The organism is Rahnella rivi, from assembly GCF_019049655.1.
Classification (GTDB): domain Bacteria; phylum Pseudomonadota; class Gammaproteobacteria; order Enterobacterales; family Enterobacteriaceae; genus Rahnella; species Rahnella rivi.
The window spans coordinates 24,076-47,058 of record NZ_JAFMOX010000042.1 but is presented as its reverse complement, the minus strand read 5'-3'; the positions used below and the strand labels follow the sequence as shown (position 1 = coordinate 47,058).

The following is a 22,983-nucleotide window of genomic DNA, read 5'->3' as shown; positions in this document are numbered from 1 at the left end:
CTCACTCCACCACTGACTCAGGCCACGGCCTGGTGTTTTTCGTACAGGAACTGCAATACCTGCTGGCGGTACTGGTGGAACCTCGGATCGTTCGCCAGCGCCAGCCGTGAACGCGGCCGTTCGAGCGCCACCTGCATCACTTCGCCGACTTTCGCCGCCGGTCCGTTGGTCATCATCATCACGCGGTCAGACAGCAGCACCGCTTCGTCCACGTCATGAGTGATCAGCAAAATGGTGGTGTTCAGGCGTGACTGGATCTCCATCACCGCGTCCTGCAAATGCGCTCTGGTCAGGGCATCCAGCGCGCCAAAAGGTTCGTCCATCAGCAGCACTTTGGGTTTCATCGCCAGCGCGCGCGCAATGCCGACCCGCTGTTTCATGCCGCCGGAGATTTCACCGGGGCGTTTGTGCATGGCATGTGACATATGCACCAGCTCAAGGTTGTGTTCGATCCATGCCTGCATGTCGCTTTTGCTCATCTGGCCTTTGAATACCTGATGTACCGCCAGCGCGACGTTCTCAAAAGCGGTCAGCCAGGGCAGCAGCGAATGGTTCTGAAACACCACGCCGCGCTCCGGGCCGGGGCCGTTAATCTCCTGGTTGTCACACAGCAGGACGCCTTCGGTCGGGCGGCTCAGCCCGGCAATCAGGTTCAGCAGCGTGGATTTTCCGCAGCCGGAGTGACCGATCAGGCTGACGGTTTCACCCTGTGCGATGTCAAAACTGACGTTGTCGAGCGCCAGAAATGGCCCTTTGGCGGTCGGGAATCTTTGCGTGACGTTTTCTACGCGGATAATGGCTTTGTCGTTTTTCATGTCAGGCTCCTAACGGTTTTCGTAGCTGAAGCGCCGCGCAATGGCCATCAGCCCCTGCTCCAGCAGCATGCCCACCACGCCAATCAGCAGGATGGCGATGATGATGTTTTCCACGTTGAGGTTGTTCCATTCGTTCCAGATCCAGAAGCCGATCCCCACGCCGCCGGTGAGCATTTCTGCCGCAACAATCACCAGCCAGGCGATGCCGATGGACAAACGCACGCCGGTCAGGATGTACGGCAGCACGGCAGGAAACAGGATTTTGCGCATCACCGTGAATTCACTGAGTTTGAGCACCCGCGCCACGTTGAGATAATCCTGCGGAATGCGCATCACGCCCTCGGCGGTGTTGAGGATCATCGGCCAGATTGAGCAGATAAAGATGGTCCAGGCGGATGCCGGTTCGGCGCGCTGAAACAGCAGCAGACCGATTGGCAGCCAGGCCAGCGGGCTGACCGGTCGCAGTAAAGAGATGATCGGGTTGAGCATATTGGCGATAAAACGGAAGCGGCCAATCAGGAACCCGGCCGGGATCCCCACCAGCGCCGCCAGCCCGAAGCCCATCGCCACGCGTTTGAGCGACGCCAGCACGTTCCAGCCGATGCCCATGTCGTTCGGGCCGTCGATGTAAAACGGGTCAGCAAAGATGATTTTCGCCGCGTCCCAGGTTTTCAGCGGCGTCGGAAACCCTTTGCTGCTGAGTGCGGCAATCTGCCAGATAGCAATCAGCACTATCGCGCCGAGCAGCCCCGGCACGAGTTTTTGCATCATGCGACGCAGGATTTCACGCCCTTTGCTGCCGGTCGCGGCTTTCGCCACCGGCGGCGGCGCGGCTTTCGCGGCGTTCAGCGGCAGAATTTCCGCGCTTTCCGGCTCTGCGGTCAGGGCGACAATATTGGTTTTCGGGTTCATGGACATTTCGGCCTCACTTAACGTTTCATGGCAAAACTGTTGGCGTATTGCGCGGGGTTGCTGCCATCCCACACTTTTCCGTCAAACAAGGTGCTGCTGCGCATATCACCCGCAGGCATGTTGATGCCGCCCACCGCCGTGGCGGCCTGTTTGTAGATGTCGGTGCGGTTGATCTTTTTGGCGACGGCCAGGTAATCCGGATCGCTGTCAATCAGCCCCCAGCGTTTGTGCTGCGTCAGGAACCACATGCCGTCGGAGAGGTACGGATAGTTGACCGCGCCGTCGTTGAAGAAGCGCATGCTGTGGGCATCTTTCCACTTTTTGCCCAGCCCGTTGTCGTACTCGCCGAGCATGCGTCCCTGAATGGTTTGCGCCGGGGTATTGATGTAGGCGCGCGCCGCCACCACCTGCGCGGTTTCAATGCGGTTGGCATCGGAGGTGTCTATCCAGCGTGAGGCGTCGAGCACCGCGGCGGTCAGTGCGCGGGCGGCGTTAGGGTTCGCGGCTACCCAGGCGGAAGTGGTACCGAGGATTTTTTCCGGATGATCGGCCCAGATTTCCTGGGTGGTGGCGGCGGTAAAACCGACGTCATCTAAAATGGCGCGCTGGTTCCAGGGTTCTCCGACGCAGTAACCGCTCATGTTGCCAATTTTCATGTTCACCACCATTTGCGGCGGCGGTACGACGACGTTACGCACATCGTTAAACGGGTGGATCCCGGCATTCGCCAGCCAGTAATAGAGCCACATGGCATGGGTGCCGGTGGGGAACGTCTGCGCAAAGGTGTAGGTGCCTTTGGCGCTGGCATCCACCACTTTTTTCAGCGAGGCCGCATCGGTGACGCCCGCCTGTTTCAGCTGGTTTGAGAGGGTGATCGCCTGCCCGTTATTGTTGAGGGTCATCAGCATCGCCATGTCGTGCTGCGGACCGGAGGCCCCGAGCTGTAATCCGTACACCAGGCCATAAAGCACGTGGGCGGCATCGAGCTCGCCGGACACCAGTTTGTCGCGCACCGACGCCCAGCTCGATTCTTTGCTGGGGATGATTTTGATGCCGTATTTCTCATCGAACTTTTTCACCGCCGCCATCACCACTGACGCGCAGTCAGTGAGCGGAATGAAACCAACGCGGATCTCTTTTTTCTCGGGCGCATCAGAGCCCGCCGCCCAGACGCTGTTCATAAAGCCCGGCATCATCATGCTGCCGCCCAGCACTGCACTGCCGGCCAGAAAACGGCGGCGGGAGAATGTGCCCACTGTGTTGTTGTCGTCTTGCGTCATTACGGCTTCCTGTAAGGTGAAAAATGAGCAAAAAAAAAGCGTCCGGTTAGCGCTCAGTTTCCTGAACGCTAACGGACGCCTTTATCCGAAATGCTGACTAAACCGCCATTGGTTTAGTGCTGTGATGATAAACAATGCAGCTTGTGTGCCAACTTGTGACATCACTGGTAAATCAGCCGGTTAGCGGGTGCCCTTCGCGTTCAGCGCTTTCCGGTGCACCGCCACTGCCCGCGGTGCACACCCGTATGGCACATAGATTGTGCAGATACTCCTTTAGGATTAGGACGCGGATTTGCCCAATACCGCCGCCACCGAGAGCATCGCGTCGGCGATGTCTGACAGCTTTTTGTTCTGGTTCATCGCCATGTCGCGCAGCGTCTTGTGCGCCTGCGGCTCGCTCATGCCGTGGTGTTGCATCAGTAAGCCTTTGGCGCGTTCCACTACTTTGCGTTCGGCAAGCGTGGTGCGCAGTCCGGCCAGTTCAGCATCCTGCGCCTGTAGCTGGCGGGATTGCTGCTCCACCAGTTCGAGGACGGAACGGCTGAGCTGCGGCGGGATCAGCGCGGCGTAGTGCGGGTCATGGCGCGGTATCTGGCCGATTTCCTGCTGCTGCAATTCTCCGGCACGTTCTGCATCGCGGATCCGCTGACGGCAGCATTCGGTCAGCACATCTTCCAGTAAATCCTCGACAATTTTCATGCCGTCGATGCGGGCGGTGGTGACGTCAAACCAGCGCAGCGCCACGTCGCTGGCTTCGCCGGAAGGTGTTGCGCGGGTGCAGGCAATACGGCGAAAACGCTCGAACTCGCTGCTGTCGGCGCTCAGCTGTTGCTGCCACAGCGCCAGACAGCGGGGATCGGCAAACTCGGTGAATGTCTGGAAACAGCGCTCCTGACTTTCGATCAGCGCCAGTAACTGCTGGTGCGTCTGCTCGTCAAAGTGGCGCGCCGTAAAACCCGCCGCACCCAGCGCGCGCTCCTGAGCGGCCAGTTCCTTACCCTGCATAAAGCTGAACATCGCCAACAACGCCCGTGAGACAGAAGGATCACCGGAGGTATCCGCAGCTTCAAACACCAGTGCCAGATGAATGCGGATCACCTCGCTGTAACGGCTCATGGCGTCCGGCTGTTGGATACTCAGCGCCTGAACCTGCGCGCGCAGCGACGGCAGCGTGCTCAGGCTATGCAACACGCCGGCAATCCGGCTGAACAGCCGCGAGGCGTTAGCCATCGGTTGTCCGTGGAGATCGAGCGCCGCAAGTTGCTGGCTGACCGCCTGCTCAGCAAGCTGTACCTGAAGCGCCCGCTCGCTCAGCCGGTCACCCCAGGTTTTGCCCTGCGAACCCAGGTAGATATTTGCCGTGCCGCGCTCGCGTTGTAAGACGTGAATAAGCTGGCTGACCGCTCCCACCAGTTTGCCCATTTGCAGCAACTGTTGCAGGCCGGTGATTTCACTTCTCTTGGAAGCCAGTACAAAATCGAGAGCAGAAAGTGTCATGGTTGAACCTGATCGCCGGAGGATAACAGCGGTGAAGCAAGAAGCGTGCCGGAGGGCGGCCTGCGCAGAGATTCAGACCAGTTGGGCAGATTATTTTCGAGAATGATTATCATTTAAGTATGCCAGGCGCGGGGATTTATGCGTAATATAGGCATCGCAGAAGCCCCCCTGTCCTTCATCACCAGAGAATCAAGTGCCTGCTTTCGAGAAGTATTACACTGAATTATATCGGTTTATAAACCGGAAACTCCGTGACCGTGAACATGCAGAAGACATGGCGCAGGAAACGTTTATCCGGGCGCTGACGGTCACCCAGCCCATACGGTCGCACCGCAGCCTGCTGTACCGTATCGCCCGCAATTTGCTGGTCGATCACTATCGCCGCCCTGACATAGCGTCCGGCGACGCCGCTGATGAGACGGACGCGGAGCAATTTGCGGCGCCTTCGTATCTGCAACCTTACGAATTAATCGAAGAAAATCAGTATACTGAACTGATGACCCGCACCATTGAAGGCCTGCCGCCGCGCTGCCGTGAAGCCTTTATTCTGCACCGCTTTGACGGCCTGTCGCAGAAAGAGGTCGCGCGCCAGATGGGGATCTCCATCAATATGGTGGAAAAACACATTATCCGCGCCATGTTGGCCTGCCGGAACAGTAACGACATCTGGCAGCAGGAGCATTCCGGCCAGCAAGCCCGAGACAAGAATAAGGATGGCCTTGATGAATAGCGCCAGGGATCCACATATGCAGACCGATGAGCAGGCCGTCCGCTGGCTGAGTCAACAGCAGACCGGGCTGTCCGCCGGGGAACGCGCTGAATTTGAACGCTGGCTGACGCAGGCCGACAACGCCGCGCGATACCGCGCCATGCAGCAAGTGTGGCAGCAGGTCGGTGAATTGCCGCAGAAAAACGTGGCGCGTCTGCGGGCTTCACTTCCAACCGCGCGGCCTCAGGCTTTGCGCCGCCCGGTCTGGCACCTGGCCGGTCTGGCGTGTGCGCTGCTGCTGGTGCTGATGTGGCCTGCCTGGCAGTGGCTGTCGCCGCCGGTGATGACCACCCAGCTGCATACCGGACGCGGTGAAACGCAACAGATCACCCTGCCTGACGGCACCGTGCTGACGCTCGATGCCCAAACCCGGCTCGACGTGGCGTATTACCCGCAGCGGCGTGAAGTCACGCTCCGTCAGGGGCAGGCCTTTTTTGACGTGAAGCATCTTGAGGATAAACCCTTTGTGGTGCTGAGCGGCCCTTCCCGCGTCACCGTGCTTGGCACCCGTTTCAGCGTGCGCTATATCCCGCAGTCGATGAGCGGCGACGGTGTGGATGTCGCGGTCAGCAGCGGCGCCGTGCGCGTCGGCCCGCGCGCATGGCTGCAAAATATGCGCTGGCGGGCGATGGCCGCACTGCATCTGACCGGGCAGGACCGTCATCTGATGGTGCTGGGCGCCACGCAGCGCGCCACCAGCGATATCCGCGGAAATCTCACCCGTCAGCCACCGGTTGCGCCGGACGCTATCGCAGACTGGCGCCAGTCGCGCATTAATTTCAATAACACGCCGCTGCGTCTGGCGCTGGCGGAATTCGCACGCTACGGCGATATGCCTTACGTGGCGGGATCGGCGGAGGTTGCCGCCCTGCGCATCAGCGGCAGTTTTAACGTCTATCGTCCGGACAGTTTTGCCCGCGCCCTGCCCAAAGTGTTGCCGGTGAAAATCAATCTGCAGGCAGGCGAGACGCAGATCCGCAGGCGCTGAAGGACCCGATTAAAAATAAAGTAAAAATATTCCTGAGACGACGTCAGGGTTTTGGCGTCAGTCTCGTCTTCAGAAAGGATAATGATTCTTATTTGATTTATTTCTGGGGATATCCGCATGACCATTTCTTCGTTTTATCAGGGTACGCGTTTCAAAACTGGCCTGACCGCGATCGCGCTCGCCGTCTGTTCACCGGGGGTTATGGCGGCAGCCACGCTGCCGGTTTCACTGCCTGCCCAGCCGCTTCTCACTTCGCTTAATGCGCTGGCACAGCAGGCAGGCGTACAGCTGATTGCCGCACCGGACTCCGTCGCACAAAAAAATGCCCCCGCAGTACAGGGAAACATGACGCTGGAAGCAGCACTTGGCCGTCTGCTGGGCGGCAGCGGCCTGGGTTACAGCCTTGACAACGACACCGTGGTGGTGGCGCCGCAGCCCGCCGCCGCCGACACGCTGACGGTCACCGGGCAGACCGGCCCCTATTCTGCCATTCCGCAGCAAAGCAACTCCGCCACCAAAACCGACACGCCGCTGCTGGAAGTGCCTCAGTCCGTGTCAGTCATTACCCGTGAACGGATGGACAGACAGAACGTGCAAAGCGTCACCGAAGCGCTGCGTTATGTGCCAGGCGTCAAAACCGAAACCTACGGTGTGGACCCTAAAGGCTATGACTGGATCTACATTCGCGGATTTAACGCCCTGACCACCAATGATTACCGCGACGGCCTGCGCCAGCTCAACAACAGCTACAGTTATTTCCGCACCGAGCCTTACGCGCTGGAACGGATTGATATTGTGCGCGGGCCGTCATCAACGCTGTTCGGTCTGGGCGACGCGGGCGGCATTGTGAACCGTATCAGCAAGCTGCCGTCGGCGCAGGGCGTGCATGACGTGGAAGTCGAACTGGGCAATTTCAACCGCCGTCAGGCGCAGTTTGATATGAGCGATAAAATCGATGATGACAGCCATTATCTGTACCGCGTGATCGGCCTGGCCCGTGACAGCGACACGCAGTTTCAGTACCGCGACGGCCCGGATGTGGAAGATAACCGCGTCTATCTCGCCCCCTCTCTGACCTGGCTGCCGGACGCCGATACCAGCCTGACCGTGCGCGCCGATTATCTGCGTGACACCTCCGGCGGCACCATCGCCGTGCTGACCAAGCCGGGCGGCAAGGTCACCGATACCCTGCTCGGCGATTACAGCTATAACCGTTTTCGTCAGGAACAGTTCACCGTCGGGTATGAGCTGAGCCATCAGTTCAACGATATTTTCCAGGTACGTCAGAACGTGCGTTACGGCCAGACTGACACGATTTTGAATAACCTGCTGCCGGGCGCGGTGAATTTCAACGCCGGTACGGTGTCGCGCAATGCGATTCGTTTTGACGAGCACATGAATGCGTTCAATATCGACAACCAGTTGCAGGCGGATTTCTCCACCGCCTCCGTCACGCACCGTCTGTTAACCGGTCTGGATTACAGCCGCCTTGATGGCAATGCCAAACGCTTCGGGGCTGCCGCCCCGGCGCTGAATATCTACAATCCGGTGTATGGCCAGAATATCGCCGATCCGACCTATGCCCTGAACAATAACGATCAGACCACCGCGCAGCTCGGCCTGTATATGCAGGATCAGATTTCACTGACGCCAAAATGGTTGCTGACCTTAGGTGGCCGCCATGATGACATCAGTATGCGCACGCAAAATAATCTCAACGACAGCACCAGCTGGCTGGATAAAGGCGCCTGGACAGGTCGCGCCGGGCTGACTTACCTGGCCGATAACGGCCTTGCGCCGTACATCAGCTATGCCGAATCTTTCGTGCCAAACAGCGGGACCGACAGCCAGAACCGCACCTTCGATCCGAGCAAGGCGCACCAGTACGAAGTCGGCGTGAAATACCAGCCGGACCCGGACCTGCTGATGACGCTGGCAGCGTTTGATATCACCAAAAGTAACGTGCTGACCAACGAGATCGTCAATAACGTGATCACCGGTTATCAGGTGGCTTCCGGCGAAGTTCGCTCGCGAGGCGTTGAAGCGGAAAGCACGGTGAAGCTGACGCAGAATCTCGATGTCCTGGCGTCGTACACCTACACCGAAACCGAAATCACCGCCAGCAACAACGGCGACCGCGGCAACGAGCAGGCCAACGTGCCCAAACACATGGCTTCCACCTGGCTGAATTACGGCTTCCATCAGGGCGTGCTTGACGGTTTGCTGCTGAGCACCGGCGTGCGCTATGTCGGCAGCATGTACGGCGATAACGCCAATACCGTGCCGGTGAAGAACTTTGCATTGATCGACGCCGGGGCGAAATATCAGGTTAATCAGCATGTTTCTGTCGGTTTCAATATTCAGAATCTGCTGGATCATGACTATGTCGGCACCTGCGACGACGACACCAGCTGTTATCCGGGACAGGAACGCACGTTCATCGGCTCGCTGAAATACAGCTTCTGATGTCAGGCCTGTTACTCAGCCGGCGCGACTGTCTGAAGGCGTTACTGGCGCTGCCGCTGCTTGATGCAGCGTCAGCGCTGGCGGCGCCTGCGGATCACCGTATCGTTGCCATCAACTGGCTGGCGGCGGAAACCCTGCTTTCGCTCGGTATGACGCCGCTCGCGGTATCTGACGGCGGCTATTTCCGCCGCCGGATTGCCACACCGGTGTTACCGGCAGAGGTTCAGGATATCGGCCCCTACTGGGAGCCGAATCTGGAACTTATCGCCGCCCTGAAACCCGGACTTATTCTCAGCGACAGGCTTGCGCCTGCCCTCCTCGACAGCCTGCAACGCATCGCGCCGTTGCAGGTGGTGTCGGTCTATCCTTCTGCCGGGCCGCTCTGGTCAGCTTTGCTGAACTTCACGGCGGAACTCGGCCAACAACTGGCGATCTCCCCCCGCGCCGCCCGCCTGACTGAGACGTCAGCGGTGGCGATCGAACGCTGCAAACAGCGCATCGCGCATGCCGCCGGGCAACGGATCCTGGTCGCCGTACGCAGTCAGGACGGGAAATACGCCACGGTGTATGGCGGCAACAGCCTGCCCGATGCGCTGCTCACTCAGCTCGGGTTACGCAATGCCTGGACGCAGCCGGTCGGCGCGATGGGCACCGCCAATGTGGGCATTGAGAAACTGGTGTCGTTACCGGCGGACTGGCTGTTTTATACCGAACTGCCGACCACGCTGACGCGCGTTTCGCGGCTGCGTCAGCCGCAGGGTATGTGGCAGCAGTTACCGCTGGTGGCCGCAGGCCGGGCCAGAGAACTGTCGCACTTCTTCCCGTTTGGCGGTCTGGCGACGGCGGTGAGTCTGGCGCAGCACATCACGGCGGCACTGGGAGAGGCAACGGGCGATGCATAAACAACACCGTGCTTTGCTCCCGTGGCTGTTCGCGCTGCTACTGACGCTGCTGTGCGCATTTTTACTGTTCAGTAATCTTTCACGTTCTGGCAATACGCCTTCTCCGGCAACCGCCAGCCTGTTGCTGCATTACAGTTTTTTACCGCGTCTGGCGATCGGCGTGCTGGCGGGAATGGCGCTGGCGATGGCGGGCCTGCTTTTTCAGCAGGTATTGCGCAATCCGCTGGCCGAACCCGCGACGCTCGGCATTGCCGCCGGTGCCAATCTGGCCATGTCCGCCAGCATGATTGTGTTCCCCGGCCTGCTGGTGGTCGGCCTGACCAATCTGGCGCTGGCGGGTGCGGCGCTGACCGCGCTGGTGCTCTATCTGCTGATCGCCCGTCAGGGGCTGGATCCGCTGAAAGTGATCCTCACCGGCATGGTCATCAGCCTGTACGGTAATGCCCTCAACACGCTGATGGTGCTGTTCAACCATGATTATCTCAGCGATTTGTTCAGTTGGCAGGCCGGTTCACTCAGCCAGAGCGGCTGGCAGGCGACGCAGTTTTTATTGCTGCCGCTGCTGACACTGATGGCACTGAGCGCCCTGCTGGCAAGGCCGCTGGCGCTGATCGGGCTTTCCGATCAAAGCGCCGGTGCGCTCGGCGTTTCGGTGGTGAAAGTGCGTATCGCCACCCTTGCCGTCGCCGTGGCGCTCAGTGCGCTGGTCACCAGTCAGCTTGGCATTATCGGTTTTGTCGGACTGGCCGCTCCGGCTCTGGTGCGGCTGACCGGCGTGCGTTCATTCCGGCATCAGATGCTGTGGGTGCCGCTGTGTGGTGCGCTGTTGCTGACGCTGGTTGATCAGCTGGCACAGTTTCTGTCACCTGCCGGCGGCGATCTGCCGACCGGTGCGCTCTCGGGATTACTCAGCGCACCGCTGATGCTGGTGTTGCTGTTTCGCCAGCGCAATCCGCTGATCACGCCGTCGCCGTTCAGCGCACCGCCCGCACGCACGCTGACCCGCGCCCGGCTGCAGATCTTGCTGCTGATGTTGCTGGGCGGGATCGTCGTCTCGTTGCTGGTTAACCGGTCGCCGGAAGGCGCTGCGTTCCGGGCGCTGCTGGAATGGCGCTGGCCGCGTATGCTCGGCGCACTCAGCGCAGGGGCGATGCTGGCGGTCGCCGGGGTGCTGATCCAGCGGCAGAGCGGCAACCCTCTTGCCAGCCCGGAACTGCTCGGCATCAGCAGCGGCGCATCGCTTACGGTGGTACTGATGGTTATCCTGTTTAATCAGCCGCTGTCGTCGCTGTTTCCGGCTGCGCTGGCGGGCAGTTTGCTGGCGACACTGTTGCTGTTTATGTTCGGGTTACGCTCGCGCTTTCAGCCACAATCGATGGTCATGGTCGGGCTGTGTCTGACGCACCTGAGCATGGCGCTGAGTATGCTGTTGCTGATGAGCGGTGATCCGCGCGCGATGATGTTGCTCAACTGGAGCACCGGATCCACCGCAGGCATCACCGCAGAACGTGCGGTCTGGGGCGCGGGTCAGGCGCTGGTGTTGATCCCGCTGGCCTTGCTGTTGCAGCGCTGGGTGCAGTTGCTCAGCCTCGGGCATCCCACCGCGCGGGCGCTCGGCATCGGGCTGCGGCGCAGCAATATGCTGATCCTGCTGCTGGCGGCGGCGCTGACCGCAGGCGGCACGTTGCTGATCGGCCCGCTGAGTTTTGTCGGGCTGATCGCCCCGCAGTTGGCCCGCTACAGCGGCGCAATCCGTTTCCGCGCGCAATGTCTGGTCGCGGCACTGTTTGGCGCTTTGCTGATGGTGATCGCCGACTGGCTGGGCCGTAACATCGCCTGGCCGTGGCCGGTTTCCGCCGGGCTGTTGTGCGCGCTGATCGGCGCGCCGTGGTTTTTATGGCTGCTGATGAAAGGAAGGGGTAAGCGCTGAAGATTCGTGAATCGGCCGCACATCCCTGTGCGGCTGTTGGAAAGATTATTTCATGCGTGTTAAACGGCGAACCAGATCCATTTCGGCGCGGCGGAACGGAATACCGTATTCATCGAGCACATCGTGGAACCATAAATGGGCGTAATCCTGATTCCCCTTGCGCACCGAAGGCCACGGCAGTGTGGTCTGCGTTTTACCCCGCACCAGCCCCCAGTGATAACAGCCCGCGTTAAAGGCGCTGAACAACGGCAGTTGTTCTTCAAACACGCTGCCCACGTGGCGCGCCAGCCATTCGGTACACAGTATCGGGCGGTTGAGTTTTTGCCAGAACCGCAGCGCCTGCAAAAGCTTTGGCGTGGCGACGTAGGCATGGAAACTGATGACGTCAGAGAGCTGCGCGGCGGCGACATCGACCGGATGGGTGAAAAACTCGCTTTCCGGCTGATCCGGGTCCTGTGGGAAATGCCATGCGCCGACGGTCAGCGGCGCAACCGGATCCTCCTCCCGCGCCCAGACAAACGCCCGCTGCATCAGTTCGAGCGCAAAAACCTCAAGTTTTTCGTCATACAGCACTTCTTCAAGCCCGGTGGCAAAGGTGCCACGGTTGCCCGGCTCGTTGTATAAATCCCAGAGGGCGATGCGCGCGTCGGTGCGAAAATAACGAATAATATCGCGCACATAGCGCTCGATTTCCGGCCACCTGTCGCGATCGCACACTACATCCCGCCCCGGACTGGCCGCCGCCTGACTGTTATGTTTGCCCGGCTCCGGCGCTTTTTGCGGGCCAAGGAACGGCTCGTCACCGGAGAATCCGCAATCGTCCATCAGCGTCAGCATCACCTTGATCTGATGGCGCGCGGCGATACTCAGGAACTGATCAATCCGCGCCAGCAAACCGTCGCGATCGTCCTGCCAGACGATGAACGGCAGATTGATGCGCAACTGGTTATAACCAGCCTGGTGCGCCCAGCCCAGCTCCTGATCAATGGTCGGCGCGTCAAATGTTTCGCGCTGCCAGAGTTCTGTCCAGTTTATCGCCGTGCGCGGCAGGTAGTTGAATCCGCAAATCCACCCCTGCTGCTTTTCCCATTCTGCTGCCTGTTGTTCGCTCCACTGCGTTTTCATTCTGTTCTCCTGGTCCGGTTGCCGGTAACATGCCATTGCTAATAATATTAGCTAATAGTTATTATCAAACCGGCCAGGCTGCAAATATGGGGGGCGGGTTCTGCAAGTGAGATCACACTCTTTTCAGGCAAGCTCGCGGGTGGTCTGGCAAAAATGCGTGCTGTGATATAGTGCGCCGGGCATAAAACAGGGTGACGGGGAAAGGCGGATGGAGAAAAAGAACAAAGTGACAATGAGTGATATCGCACGTGAGGCGGGAGTTTCACAGGCAACGGTTTCGCTTATTTTAAACAACTCACGCGCCATAAAACTCAGCGAAGAAACCCGTCAGCGGGTGTTCGATACCGCCCTGTCGCTCGGCTATAAAAAAATGCCTGCGCCGCACCGGGATAACGGACAGGAAGAGATCGCCCTGCTGCTCAACGCCATGCCAAGTTACGATCCCTTTGTTGATGCGCTGAGCGAAGCCCGTGAAGCCGCGTGGCGGCACGATACGCTGCTGACCGTCTATGATTATGGCGATGATATCGGGCTGGCGGTGCGTATCATTGCGCAGCTGAATCAGCGCCGCTGTGCGGGCATCATCATCGCCTCTCCCGTTACGCAGGCGATTGATTTTTCGGTATTCGCCAACCAGACCTCGCTTCCCGTTGTGCTGCTTAATGTCTACGATCGCGCCTTCCCGCTGCTGCCCACCTTCCTGCCCGACGACCGTGCTAACGCGTTGCAGATCACCCGCCACCTCATCGAACAGGGCGCGACACGCATTGCGCATATCATGGGGGATAACTGGATGGAGGCCTGCGAAATGCGCCGTGAAGGTTACCGCGAAGCGTTGTCGCACGCGGGTATTCCTTATGATGAACGGCGGGTGATGGCCACCAACTGGTCGCTGAATGAAACCTATCAGGCCACGCTGGCACTGATGAAACTGCCGGAACCGCCCGATGCCATTTTTTGCTCCAGCGACTGGATGACGCTCGGATGTTATCAGGCGCTGACCGAACTGCATCTGCGTATTCCGCAGGATATTCTGGTTGCCGGATACGACGATCAACGCATTGCCGATCAGATGACCCCGAAACTGACCAGCGTACAGTTGCCTTATGTCGAACTGGGCCGTCAGGCGGTGGAATATATTTGTTCAGGAGAAGATGCAGCAACGTGCGTACGCATGGCAGGAAAACTGAAGGTGCGTGCGAGCACCGCAGGATAATGTTTCCGTTTTTAATGCACATTAACCGATGATGACATTATTTTTCAGAAATCAGATTTCTGCTTTTTTATAACATCCGTAGCAACAACGGATGTTATAAAGATTAATCAACAACGCCTGACGTGTTAAGTCCATAGCAATTCTCCTCTGCCGTGGTAGACTTCCGCCTGAACAGGGAAAGTTAATTTTAAATAAATCAGAGGCGGAATGAACACTCAACACCTGTCTGAAAAAATGTCGACTTCAGGTCATCATCCTATGCAAAAGCCCGTTAAAACAATCATTAAATTAATCGGGTTATTCAAACAAATATCTTCTCCATTACTGCCCGACCGCGCCGGAGGAGAGGTTAAACTGCATAATGAACAAGGTGATTCTCAGGTCGTGCTTGTGATTGAAGGTACAGTGGATATTTACCGCAACGCGGATAATATGCTATTTGCCACTGCCCGCGCCCCCGCTATTTTCGGGATGCAAGGTTCACCCTATCGCGACAGTATCTATAAGTTCATTTCCCGCCCTGACTGTGTATTAGAAACACTGCCTTTATCCTCTGTTATCCGGATTATAAATGCAAACTCACTTCTTGAAGAACTGCTCATCTGCCAGTCCTATTTCAATGATTACCACGCGTACCGAACAAACATGCTCATCAATAAGACATCTTATGAAATTGTGCGCGCCCTGTTACTTGAACTGGATAAGGTTCCCTCTGAGATAAAAACCAAAATCAATGTCCCTACATTTATTTTAGAGCGTAGTCATCTGGCACGCAGCGGAATAATGAAAATATTATCTCACCTGCGGCAAGGTGAATATATAAAAATAGAAAGTGGCAAGCTGATAAGCATATTAAGAAAACTGCCAAAATCATTCTGACTGCGGGTTCTGTTTGTTCTGAATAGTTGTCAATCACCCAAAATCTTTGTGCAAAAGCCTCTGATATTCCTGGTTTTAAATCATTAGTTAACTCACTGATTTTAAATAAAAATAACATCAACACTGAAAAATTCACGCTCTCCTGCGCTTTGGGCGCGAGAGATCACTTCGATAAAAAAATTCTTATCTCTCATTCGGTTAGTCCGGTCAACTGTCCAAAAACGGACGTTGTTGTAAAAACCCATTGTTGTTAAGATCTGCTTCATCCACCCACATGGAATACAATTTACCCGCGCAAAGCCAGAGTAATATCTGATTGCGAATACTCAATCATTCTTTTTTTAAGAACTTGCCCCGTATTATCGGTTAATAATATGATGAAAGAATTTATTTTTTATTCATTGGCAATATCTTTATTTTGTCAAATTCCTGCAGAGACAGTACAGGCCTCTGATAATATTCCGTTGCCTGATCTCGGCAGCCGTGCTGAATCATCTGACGACGCAGATCAAAGCGAGACAAAAAATAACCCGGCTGAGAATGATATTTGGGCCTCGAAGACGGCGCAAATGGCGACGAGTGAAGCGCAACAAAATTTTCAAAATTTGACACCTGAAGGATTGAAATCACAGTTATTCCAGTACGGAAAAGGAATGGCCAGCGGCGCAGCACAGGCGCAAGCCGAATCTTTACTTTCTCCCTACGGGCATATCAGTACGCAATTCGTTCTCGATGATGACGGAAGCCTTGACGGCTCGTCACTGGATTATCTCATCCCGATTATTGAGGGAAAGGATAATCTCTTTTTTAATCAAATTTCTGCTCATAATACCGATGGCAGGACAATAGCTAACCTGGGTGCCGGTATTCGTCATAATCTCAGCCAGGACTGGATGATTGGTGCCAATACTTTCTATGATTACGATATTACCCGGCATCACCGGCGTATAGGTTTTGGTGGTGAGGCCTGGACAAACTTTTTAAAGCTCAGCGGTAACTATTATCTGCCTTTATCTTCATGGAAAGATTCCCGCGATCTGGAAGATTATGAAGAACGCCCGGCAAGGGGCTGGGATATGCGTGTGCAGGCTTATTTACCTGCCTACCCTCAGCTTGGTTCGTCACTGGTTTATGAAAAGTATTACGGTGACGAAGTGGCGCTATTTGGCACTGATGATCTGCAAAAAGACCCTTCCGCGGTCACGCTGGGCGCAGATTATACGCCGGTTCCCATGGTCACCCTTGGCGTGGGGTATAAAAAAGGGAATTCTGATAGCGATGAAGTGACCGCCGAACTCGCACTGGATTACCGCATCGGCGTGCCCATTTCAAAACAACTGGATCCTTCCGCCGTGTCGCAAATGAGAACGCTGGCCGGCAGCCGGATGGATTTCGTCGATCGTAATAATCACATCGTTCTCGAATACCGCGAAAAAAACGATCTGGATATCGGTTTGTACCTCAAACCGACGGGCACCGCAGCACAATGTATTCTTGCTGATACCCCGGAGCAAGCACAGGCCTATGAAGGATGTCACTGGACCGTAAATGCCTCCATTTCCTCACATCTGGCGATTAAAGAAGCCCGCTGGATCCCCTCTGGCGCGTTTAATCCGGAAACACAGTTAGGTTTACCCGCGTTATCCCCTGAGCAAAATATCAGCGCAGGCACCAATAACCACTGGACATTGACGTTCCCGGCCTGGGTGGATTCTCCGGATCCTGATGCCAATAAATATACGCTCTCGGTGATGCTGCTCGACGATAAAGGGCGCAGCAAGCAGTCAAACGCAGTGGATATAATCGTTTCAGAAGCCCCTTCTTCCTATCAGCTGGTTATTAATGATGCCGGTGAGGAGAAGAAAACCACCAAAGTTCTGTCTGACGGTAAAAGTGTGGTCGATTTAGAAGCCAGCGGGAGCAAAATTGCCGGGCTGGCAGGTGAAACGACACCGATTAATGCAGAAGATCTGAATATGACGTTCCGTGCTTACAAAATGGAAGATAAAAGTCATAGCAGCGAAGTGGTGATTCACGCATCAAAAGAAAAATGCGACGCAGCAACATCTTGTCTTTTCTACACCCGTTCTCCGGATAATGGAAAAGCCGCGGTCAGCAGTACCATGAGCGGCGTTTATAGCATTGTCGCTTCACCAGAAAATAAAGAAACTCAACGGACCAATGCGGTGCTGATTAATTTCTCCCCGGCTGAAACCATGTTTTATACCGCCATTGTGGATAAAGCAGCCCCGGATATTAATCTGACGGCTACCCGGGGAAATACCCTTCAGTTAGGCCATGAATATTTATTCAGGGTCGCCTACGACAGTAATAACAATGGTCAGTGGGATGCCAGTGACCGGGAAACTATTTCTGACACCTCGTCAACACCATTATCGTCGCTTGTGAATTACCGCTGGCAATTTACCGGGATTACGCCGGCGGGAACGCCGGGCGGCTTTGCCGTTTCCGCGACGGACAACCATAGCCTTATTCTGCCAGCCACCAATGCTATGGCGAAGAGCGTTTTCGCCGGTGCCGGAGCAGAAGGTATTCAGGGTTATGAATTAAAAGTGGATTATCAGCTGACGCAGGAAGGGTTGAAATCCGTTGAGTCATTACGAACCCGATAATAACTGGCAGCTTCATTCAGAGTTTAAGATTATCTCATTAACAAGAGTCTTTATTACCTATGAAAAATTTCAATAAAACATTACTCGCCACCCTGTTATTTGCGAGCTGTTCACAGTTTGCCGTTGCGGATACCACCGCCAGCGCGGGTCAGATAATGGGTACCAAACCTGTTCTCACCGGGACCGGTGCGGGTGCCGTCGATCACAGCGTCTCATTTTCTAACGGACATGAAAGTGGCTCTGTCACGGGAATGGCCGTCGGAGATAAAGTCACCCTGAGTTATGTTTTAAAAGACGCCGAAGGGGATACGGACGCCAGTGAAAAAACCATTAAATGGTTCACCACGTCAGACGGTCAGAGCGACAAAAAGGATATCACCGCTGCTGACGGCAAAGCCGACTATACGCTCGCGCAGGCCGATGCCGGACGTTATCTTGGCGTGACGATCATTGAAACCACCTCGACGGGTATCCCAGCGGTCGGAGAAACCCTCACCATTCAGGATGTCAGTAAAAATGACACCACAGATAATATCCCTGACGGTCCGGTCGTTGGCGGAACTGTGTCAACCATGATTGTGGATGCAGCCGATCCTGGCACTAACCTGATTGGCAAAGCGAACAGTCAGCTGATCCTTGGCCACAGCTATCAGTTCAAAATCTGGTATGACACCAACAACAACAACGTCATGGATGCCGGTGAAGTGGATGCTTCCTCTAACTACAGCTACGTGTGGACCTTCGAGGGTACCTCGGCAACGGCGGGTACAGCAGGAGGTGCGGCCGTCAGCTCAACCGATAACAAGGATCTGAAACTGCCATTAACCAACGCTGATGCGAAGAACGTCTTCGCCAGCGCCGGTCCGGACGGTATTCAGGGTTATCAGCTGAAAGTGGATTACACCGCAAAAGTGAAAGCCACATTAAAGTCCGGTAAGCGTCAAAAATAATCTTTCCCGGCGTTGAATAAGCCGGGCGACGACCGCCCGGTTTATTTCCCTTTACTGAATAACCAGACTCCCGCTGTTATGGTGTAAAAAATGAAAACGAATAAACCCAACGTCACCGGGATCGCTTTTTTAGTGGCAACCTCTCTCGGCGTCTCATTCATGGCAACCGCAGAAGTCATGACGGGGTCAGCGGGCATCGTCGCCGGTACAGCGCCTGTGATTTACAATAATAAAGACCTTCCCGAAACGATAAATATCACGCGGGATAACGATATTATTGGCGATAATGACGAACTTGAAATCAATGACAGTATTTCTTTATCCTGGCGTTTTAATGATGATGAAGGTGATGATGATGTGACCCTCCCTTCTGTCGAATGGATATGTCTGGATGCGGCGAATAATAAGCGAACGCTGTCACAAGGCAAGACAAATTATGTTATCAGGCCCGCCGACAAGGGCTGTGTCATCGGTGTGAACATTACTCCGAAAACGGTTACCGGTTTTCCTCAGGAAAATACTCCCCTTCAGATCGGCGATATCAGCAGTTATGACAATTCGGATAATATTCCTGACGGACCGGTAAACCCGCACGCTATCAATATTGTGGGATATATCGTCGCACCGAATAATCCCTCCGCGCGATTAACAGTGAGTGGCGATAACAGTTTACACACCGCCTTTGCGGGTGCCCAAATACAAATGGAAACAGATAACCTGGCTGACCAGTTAGACTGGACCACCAGTAACAGTGCCATCGCGACAGTCTCGAACAGCGGACTGGTGACATTTAAAACAAAAGGCGCGGTGCGTATTATGGCCAGACATAATGAGAAAAGAGCGTCCATTATATTCTCCCCTGAGCGTTTTTACACCGCAAGTACCTCCAGCAAAAATTGGCCGGACGCCAAAAAAGCGTGTGAAAATCAGGGGCTGCGTCTGCCTAAGCTGGATGAACTCTCCGCAGGACAACATGTCCGTCATGCACCCGGCACCTCTTTGTGGGAAGAATGGGGAGAAAGTGTGGAAGATATGCCGCATTCAGGCGTTGTCTTCTGGTCTTCTGATATTTCCAGTTTCGATGTCAGTGCCTACGCCTATGCCTACCTGTCAGATGGTCATATTTCCTCTAACACACAAGATATCGTTGAGGGTTATGCCTGTGTAGAATGAAAAGCATAACGCTGTCTGTCATTACAGAAAACATGAGTAATCACGATGAAACTATTAAATAATGAATCCGAATACAGAGAATGGATGACGAAAGATTATTTATATATTGATGACGGTTTTCCGCCAATGCTTGAAGCCGTTGAAATTGAAAATGAACTGGTCAGACATATGCCTGTAAACTATCCCTGCATTGCATTAGAAATTAAAGGCATGAGACTTTATGATACCGATATTATTGAGTTTATATACCGTTCACAGGTTGAGGAGTGGGCAAAGCTGTTAGCCCTCATTCATTAAGTGATTGTATAAGAGGATGACCACTATTTAAAACACCACAGAGTGTCATAAAGGATGCGCCAAAATAAAGGCCAGCATGGCGCTGGCCTGAATATTTATTACCCGGTCAGATTACTGCAAATCCGTTCCGTGACTGGCGATCACCTTTTTATACCACCAGAACGATTTCTTACGTTTTCTCTCCAGCGTGCCGTTGCCGCTGTCATCGCGATCGACATACAAGAAACCGTAGCGTTTGCTCATTTCACCGGTGGATGCCGACACCAGATCGATACAGCCCCACGAGGTGTAACCGATGACCGGAATACCGTCGGTAATGGCTTCGCCCATCGCCTGAATATGCTCACGCAAATAGCTGATGCGGTAATCGTCATCGATTTCGCCACGCTCGTTAATTTCATCTTTCGCACCCAGGCCGTTTTCCACCAAAAATAACGGTTTCTGATAGCGGTCGTACATCATGTTCATGGTGATGCGCAGGCCGAGCGGGTCGATGCCCCACCCCCATTCGCTGACCTCGATGTGCGGGTTTTTCAGTGATTTAACGATGTTTGCTGCGCTGCTGTTATTGTCGTTCATGTCTGCCGAGGCGCAGCGGGAGGCGTAATAACTGAACGACACAAAATCGACGGTATTTTTCAGAATGTCGTCATCCCCCGGCTCTTTCGCAATGGTTATCCCCTTCTGCGCGAAGACGCGGCGGGTATAAGAAGGATATTCGCCACGCGCCTGGACGTCGATAAAGAACAGGTTCTCGCGATCTTTTTGCAACGCCGCCCACACGTCTTCCGGTTTGCAGGTGCGCGGGTAGAAATTACCGCCCGCCAGCATGCAGCCGACCTGATTTTGCGGGTTCACGTCATGGGCAATTTTGGTCGCCAGGGCGCTGGCAACCAGCTCATGATGCGCGGCCTGATATTTCACCTGTTCCTGATCTTCCCCTTCTTCGAACACCAGACCAGCGCCGGAGAACGGGCTGTGCAGCAGAATATTGATCTCGTTAAAGGTCAGCCAGTATTTCACCAGCCCGTCAAAGGCTTCAAAGCAGGTGCGCGCGTAGCGGGCGAAAAACTCCACCATTTTACGGTTACGCCACGAGCCGTATTCGATCACCAGGTGCATCGGCACGTCGAAGTGGCACAGCGTCACCAGCGGTTCGATGCCGTATTTTTTGCACTCGGCAAACACGTCACGGTAAAACGCGATGCCTTCGGCGTTTGGCGTCAGTTCGTCACCGTTCGGATAAAGACGGCTCCAGGCGATCGAGGTTCTGAATACCGTAAAGCCCATCTCCGCCATCAGCGCGATGTCTTCTTTGTAACGATGGTAAAAATCAATCGCCTGATGGGCAGGATAAAACTCATCGTCTCTGAGCGAAAAACGTTTTTCCTGACCGGTTTTCACCGCCAGCCGGTGCTGGCCGTGCGGGATCATATCCACCGTGGTCAGGCCTTTTCCGCCTTCAAAACTGGCACCTTCGGCCTGATTGGCGGCTATCGCGCCGCCCCATAAAAAGCCGTCAGGAAATGGTGATGCTGCCATGAGAAAGTCCTCTTCTGTAGGGTCTTTAATGTGTTTTTAGCGCACTTTGCCCGGCGGCAAAGGGGCTGGATTGCGGGGTGTCCGTCGGCTGCTGAACGTCAGGCTGCGCCGTCTCCACCGGAATATCTTCAAAGCCGAGCAACAGCGTGGTGACGAAGGAAATCACAATCGCCAGAATCATCACGCCAAATACCCAGACGATGCTCATCGGGTTGGACGGATCGAAGAACTGGACGCTGGTGAACAGCCCCGGTGAGGCCATCGAGTGGCTGGCGAGCCCGCCGAGCCCGGCCACGCCGCCGCAGATAAATCCGCTGATAAGACAGGCGATTAGCGGGCGTTTCAGCCGCAGCGCGACACCGTAGAGTGCCGGTTCAGAAATGCCGGCGATGATTGCCGAAGCGGCAGCGGCCAGCGCGGTCTGACGTAATTCCGGATTTTTGGTGCGCCACGCCACGGCCAGCGAAGACCCGCCAAGGGACAGGTTGGCGCCAATTTCGGACGGCATCACCATGCCTTCTTTGCCGGTCTGGGCGATGGTCTGAATGATGCCCGGCGTAAACACCCGGTGCATCCCGGTCATCACCAGCAGCGGCCAGGCCGCCCCCATGATGGCGACGGAAAGCCAGCCAAGATAGTGATGAACGGTATACACGCCCGCAGAAATGCCGGTGCCGATCCAGATCCCCAGCGGGCCGATAATGACGATGGCGATCGGTGCGGCAATCAGCATGATCAGCATCGGTTTAAGGAAGTTTTTGGTCACGACCGGCGTAATGCGGTCAACCCATCTTTCGATATAAGACAGCATCCAGGTCATGCACAGCGCGGGAATGACGGTGTAGGTGTATTTCACCGCCGTGATGGAGATGCCGATAAATTCGACTTTTTGCCCGGCCGCCGCTTTCGCCATCAGATCGATAAACGCCGGATGGAGCAGCACACCGGCAATGGCGATAGCCAGCGACATATTGGTTTTGAATTTTACCGCTGCCGAAGCCGCGACCATCACCGGTAGGAAGAAGAACGCGCCGTCACCAATAGTGTTGAGAATCACCAGGGTAGACGCGCCCTTCTCGAGTACGCCGGTCATCTCGAGCATCATCGCCAGCAGTTTTACCATAGAGCCGCCGATGATCGCCGGGATCAGCGGCGACATTGTACCAATCAGCGCGTCAAGAATCCCCGACCCAATGCTTTTTAAGGTAATTTTCCGTTTTACCGGCGCAAGATTTGCTCCCGATACGCCTTCCGGCAGCAGTTTCTGTACTTCGGCATAGGCCTGCGACACGTTGTTGCCAATGATCACCTGACACTGATTTTCATTACGCACGACCCCCATCACCCCGGTGATGTTTTTCAGGGTTGCGCCATCAACCCGCGAGGCGTCATTAAGCACAAAACGTAAACGGGTCATGCAGTGCGTAACCGCCGCGACGTTATCCGCGCCGCCGAGGGCACTGACGATCGACTGTGACATTGCTGCAAAATTCTTTGACATGAGTGACAACTCTCTCGAATTCATAGGGTTATGAATGATGCTGTGAGCGTTAAATGCTGTTTTTCGCGCTTTTTAAGTCGGTGGATGAAACAATAGGTAACCGGTTAC

The 22,983-nt window shown here is 55.4% G+C and carries 18 protein-coding genes; 11 read left to right on the top strand and 7 right to left on the bottom strand.

Annotation, left to right across the window (positions count from 1 at the left end):
* Window positions 1–17: 17 nt before the first annotated feature.
* From J1779_RS02290 to J1779_RS02275, 4 genes are all read right to left on the bottom strand, one after another.
* Window positions 18–815 (bottom strand): ABC transporter ATP-binding protein, encoded by a 798-nt coding sequence (locus J1779_RS02290; protein ID WP_217202750.1) that lies wholly within the window; start codon window positions 813–815, stop codon window positions 18–20.
* 9 nt (window positions 816–824) lie between these two features.
* Window positions 825–1,733: a nitrate ABC transporter permease gene (gene ntrB, locus J1779_RS02285; RefSeq protein ID WP_056777397.1), complete on the bottom strand. Its 909-nt coding sequence runs from the start codon at window positions 1,731–1,733 to the stop codon at window positions 825–827.
* Window positions 1,734–1,744: 11 nt separating this feature from the next.
* Window positions 1,745–3,007, bottom strand: a complete 1,263-nt coding sequence (locus tag J1779_RS02280) for a CmpA/NrtA family ABC transporter substrate-binding protein (protein ID WP_056777400.1) — start codon at window positions 3,005–3,007, stop codon at window positions 1,745–1,747.
* A gap of 279 nt (window positions 3,008–3,286) precedes the next feature.
* Entirely contained in the window at window positions 3,287–4,504 is a 1,218-nt protein-coding gene (locus J1779_RS02275; RefSeq protein ID WP_056777404.1) for a nitrate regulatory protein, read from the bottom strand.
* A 193-nt stretch (window positions 4,505–4,697) separates the two neighbouring features.
* Here J1779_RS02275 and J1779_RS02270 point away from each other — a divergent pair, with 193 nt between their 5' ends.
* The 5 genes from J1779_RS02270 (at window position 4,698) to fhuB (ending at window position 11,559) form a co-directional block, all read left to right on the top strand.
* Window positions 4,698–5,234 (top strand): RNA polymerase sigma factor, encoded by a 537-nt coding sequence (locus J1779_RS02270; protein ID WP_056777409.1) that lies wholly within the window; start codon window positions 4,698–4,700, stop codon window positions 5,232–5,234.
* Window positions 5,227–6,261, top strand: coding sequence for a FecR domain-containing protein (locus tag J1779_RS02265; RefSeq protein WP_217202749.1), 1,035 nt, complete (start codon window positions 5,227–5,229; stop codon window positions 6,259–6,261). The genes J1779_RS02270 and J1779_RS02265 overlap by 8 nt, the downstream gene beginning before the upstream one ends.
* 117 nt (window positions 6,262–6,378) lie before the next feature.
* Entirely contained in the window at window positions 6,379–8,727 is a 2,349-nt protein-coding gene (locus tag J1779_RS02260; protein WP_056777414.1) for a TonB-dependent siderophore receptor, read from the top strand.
* The gene (locus J1779_RS02255) at window positions 8,727–9,629 is read left to right on the top strand and encodes an ABC transporter substrate-binding protein (RefSeq protein WP_217202748.1); all 903 of its coding nucleotides are present in this window, start codon (window positions 8,727–8,729) and stop codon (window positions 9,627–9,629) included. Before J1779_RS02260 ends, J1779_RS02255 begins: the two co-directional genes overlap by 1 nt.
* Window positions 9,622–11,559 carry a Fe(3+)-hydroxamate ABC transporter permease FhuB gene (gene fhuB / locus J1779_RS02250; RefSeq protein ID WP_217202747.1) on the top strand — a complete coding sequence of 646 codons (1,938 nt, stop codon included), beginning with the start codon at window positions 9,622–9,624 and terminating at the stop codon, window positions 11,557–11,559. Before J1779_RS02255 ends, fhuB begins: the two co-directional genes overlap by 8 nt.
* A gap of 45 nt (window positions 11,560–11,604) precedes the next feature.
* Here the strand turns inward: fhuB and J1779_RS02245 are convergent, their stop codons facing one another.
* Window positions 11,605–12,684 (bottom strand): glycoside hydrolase 5 family protein, encoded by a 1,080-nt coding sequence (locus J1779_RS02245; RefSeq protein ID WP_217202746.1) that lies wholly within the window; start codon window positions 12,682–12,684, stop codon window positions 11,605–11,607.
* 208 nt (window positions 12,685–12,892) lie between these two features.
* On the opposite strand from J1779_RS02245, the gene J1779_RS02240 reads away from it, so the two are divergent.
* From J1779_RS02240 to J1779_RS02215, 6 genes are all read left to right on the top strand, one after another.
* Window positions 12,893–13,900 carry a LacI family DNA-binding transcriptional regulator gene (locus tag J1779_RS02240; RefSeq protein WP_217202745.1) on the top strand — a complete coding sequence of 336 codons (1,008 nt, stop codon included), beginning with the start codon at window positions 12,893–12,895 and terminating at the stop codon, window positions 13,898–13,900.
* 207 nt (window positions 13,901–14,107) lie between these two features.
* Complete coding sequence (locus J1779_RS02235; protein ID WP_238485035.1) at window positions 14,108–14,779, top strand: helix-turn-helix domain-containing protein; 672 nt, start codon at window positions 14,108–14,110, stop codon at window positions 14,777–14,779.
* 374 nt (window positions 14,780–15,153) lie between these two features.
* Window positions 15,154–17,412 (top strand): inverse autotransporter beta domain-containing protein, encoded by a 2,259-nt coding sequence (locus tag J1779_RS02230; RefSeq protein WP_338019846.1) that lies wholly within the window; start codon window positions 15,154–15,156, stop codon window positions 17,410–17,412.
* 59 nt (window positions 17,413–17,471) lie between these two features.
* Window positions 17,472–18,362, top strand: coding sequence for a SinI family autotransporter-associated protein (locus J1779_RS02225; RefSeq protein ID WP_056777430.1), 891 nt, complete (start codon window positions 17,472–17,474; stop codon window positions 18,360–18,362).
* 90 nt (window positions 18,363–18,452) lie between these two features.
* Window positions 18,453–19,535, top strand: coding sequence for an Ig-like domain-containing protein (locus tag J1779_RS02220; RefSeq protein WP_217202743.1), 1,083 nt, complete (start codon window positions 18,453–18,455; stop codon window positions 19,533–19,535).
* A 45-nt stretch (window positions 19,536–19,580) separates the two neighbouring features.
* Window positions 19,581–19,832 carry a hypothetical protein gene (locus J1779_RS02215; protein WP_217202742.1) on the top strand — a complete coding sequence of 84 codons (252 nt, stop codon included), beginning with the start codon at window positions 19,581–19,583 and terminating at the stop codon, window positions 19,830–19,832.
* A gap of 111 nt (window positions 19,833–19,943) precedes the next feature.
* Here the strand turns inward: J1779_RS02215 and J1779_RS02210 are convergent, their stop codons facing one another.
* Window positions 19,944–21,374 (bottom strand): 6-phospho-beta-glucosidase, encoded by a 1,431-nt coding sequence (locus J1779_RS02210; protein WP_217202741.1) that lies wholly within the window; start codon window positions 21,372–21,374, stop codon window positions 19,944–19,946.
* A 25-nt stretch (window positions 21,375–21,399) separates the two neighbouring features.
* Window positions 21,400–22,875, bottom strand: coding sequence for a PTS cellobiose/arbutin/salicin transporter subunit IIBC (ascF, locus tag J1779_RS02205; protein WP_238485033.1), 1,476 nt, complete (start codon window positions 22,873–22,875; stop codon window positions 21,400–21,402).
* Window positions 22,876–22,983 lie beyond the last annotated feature (108 nt).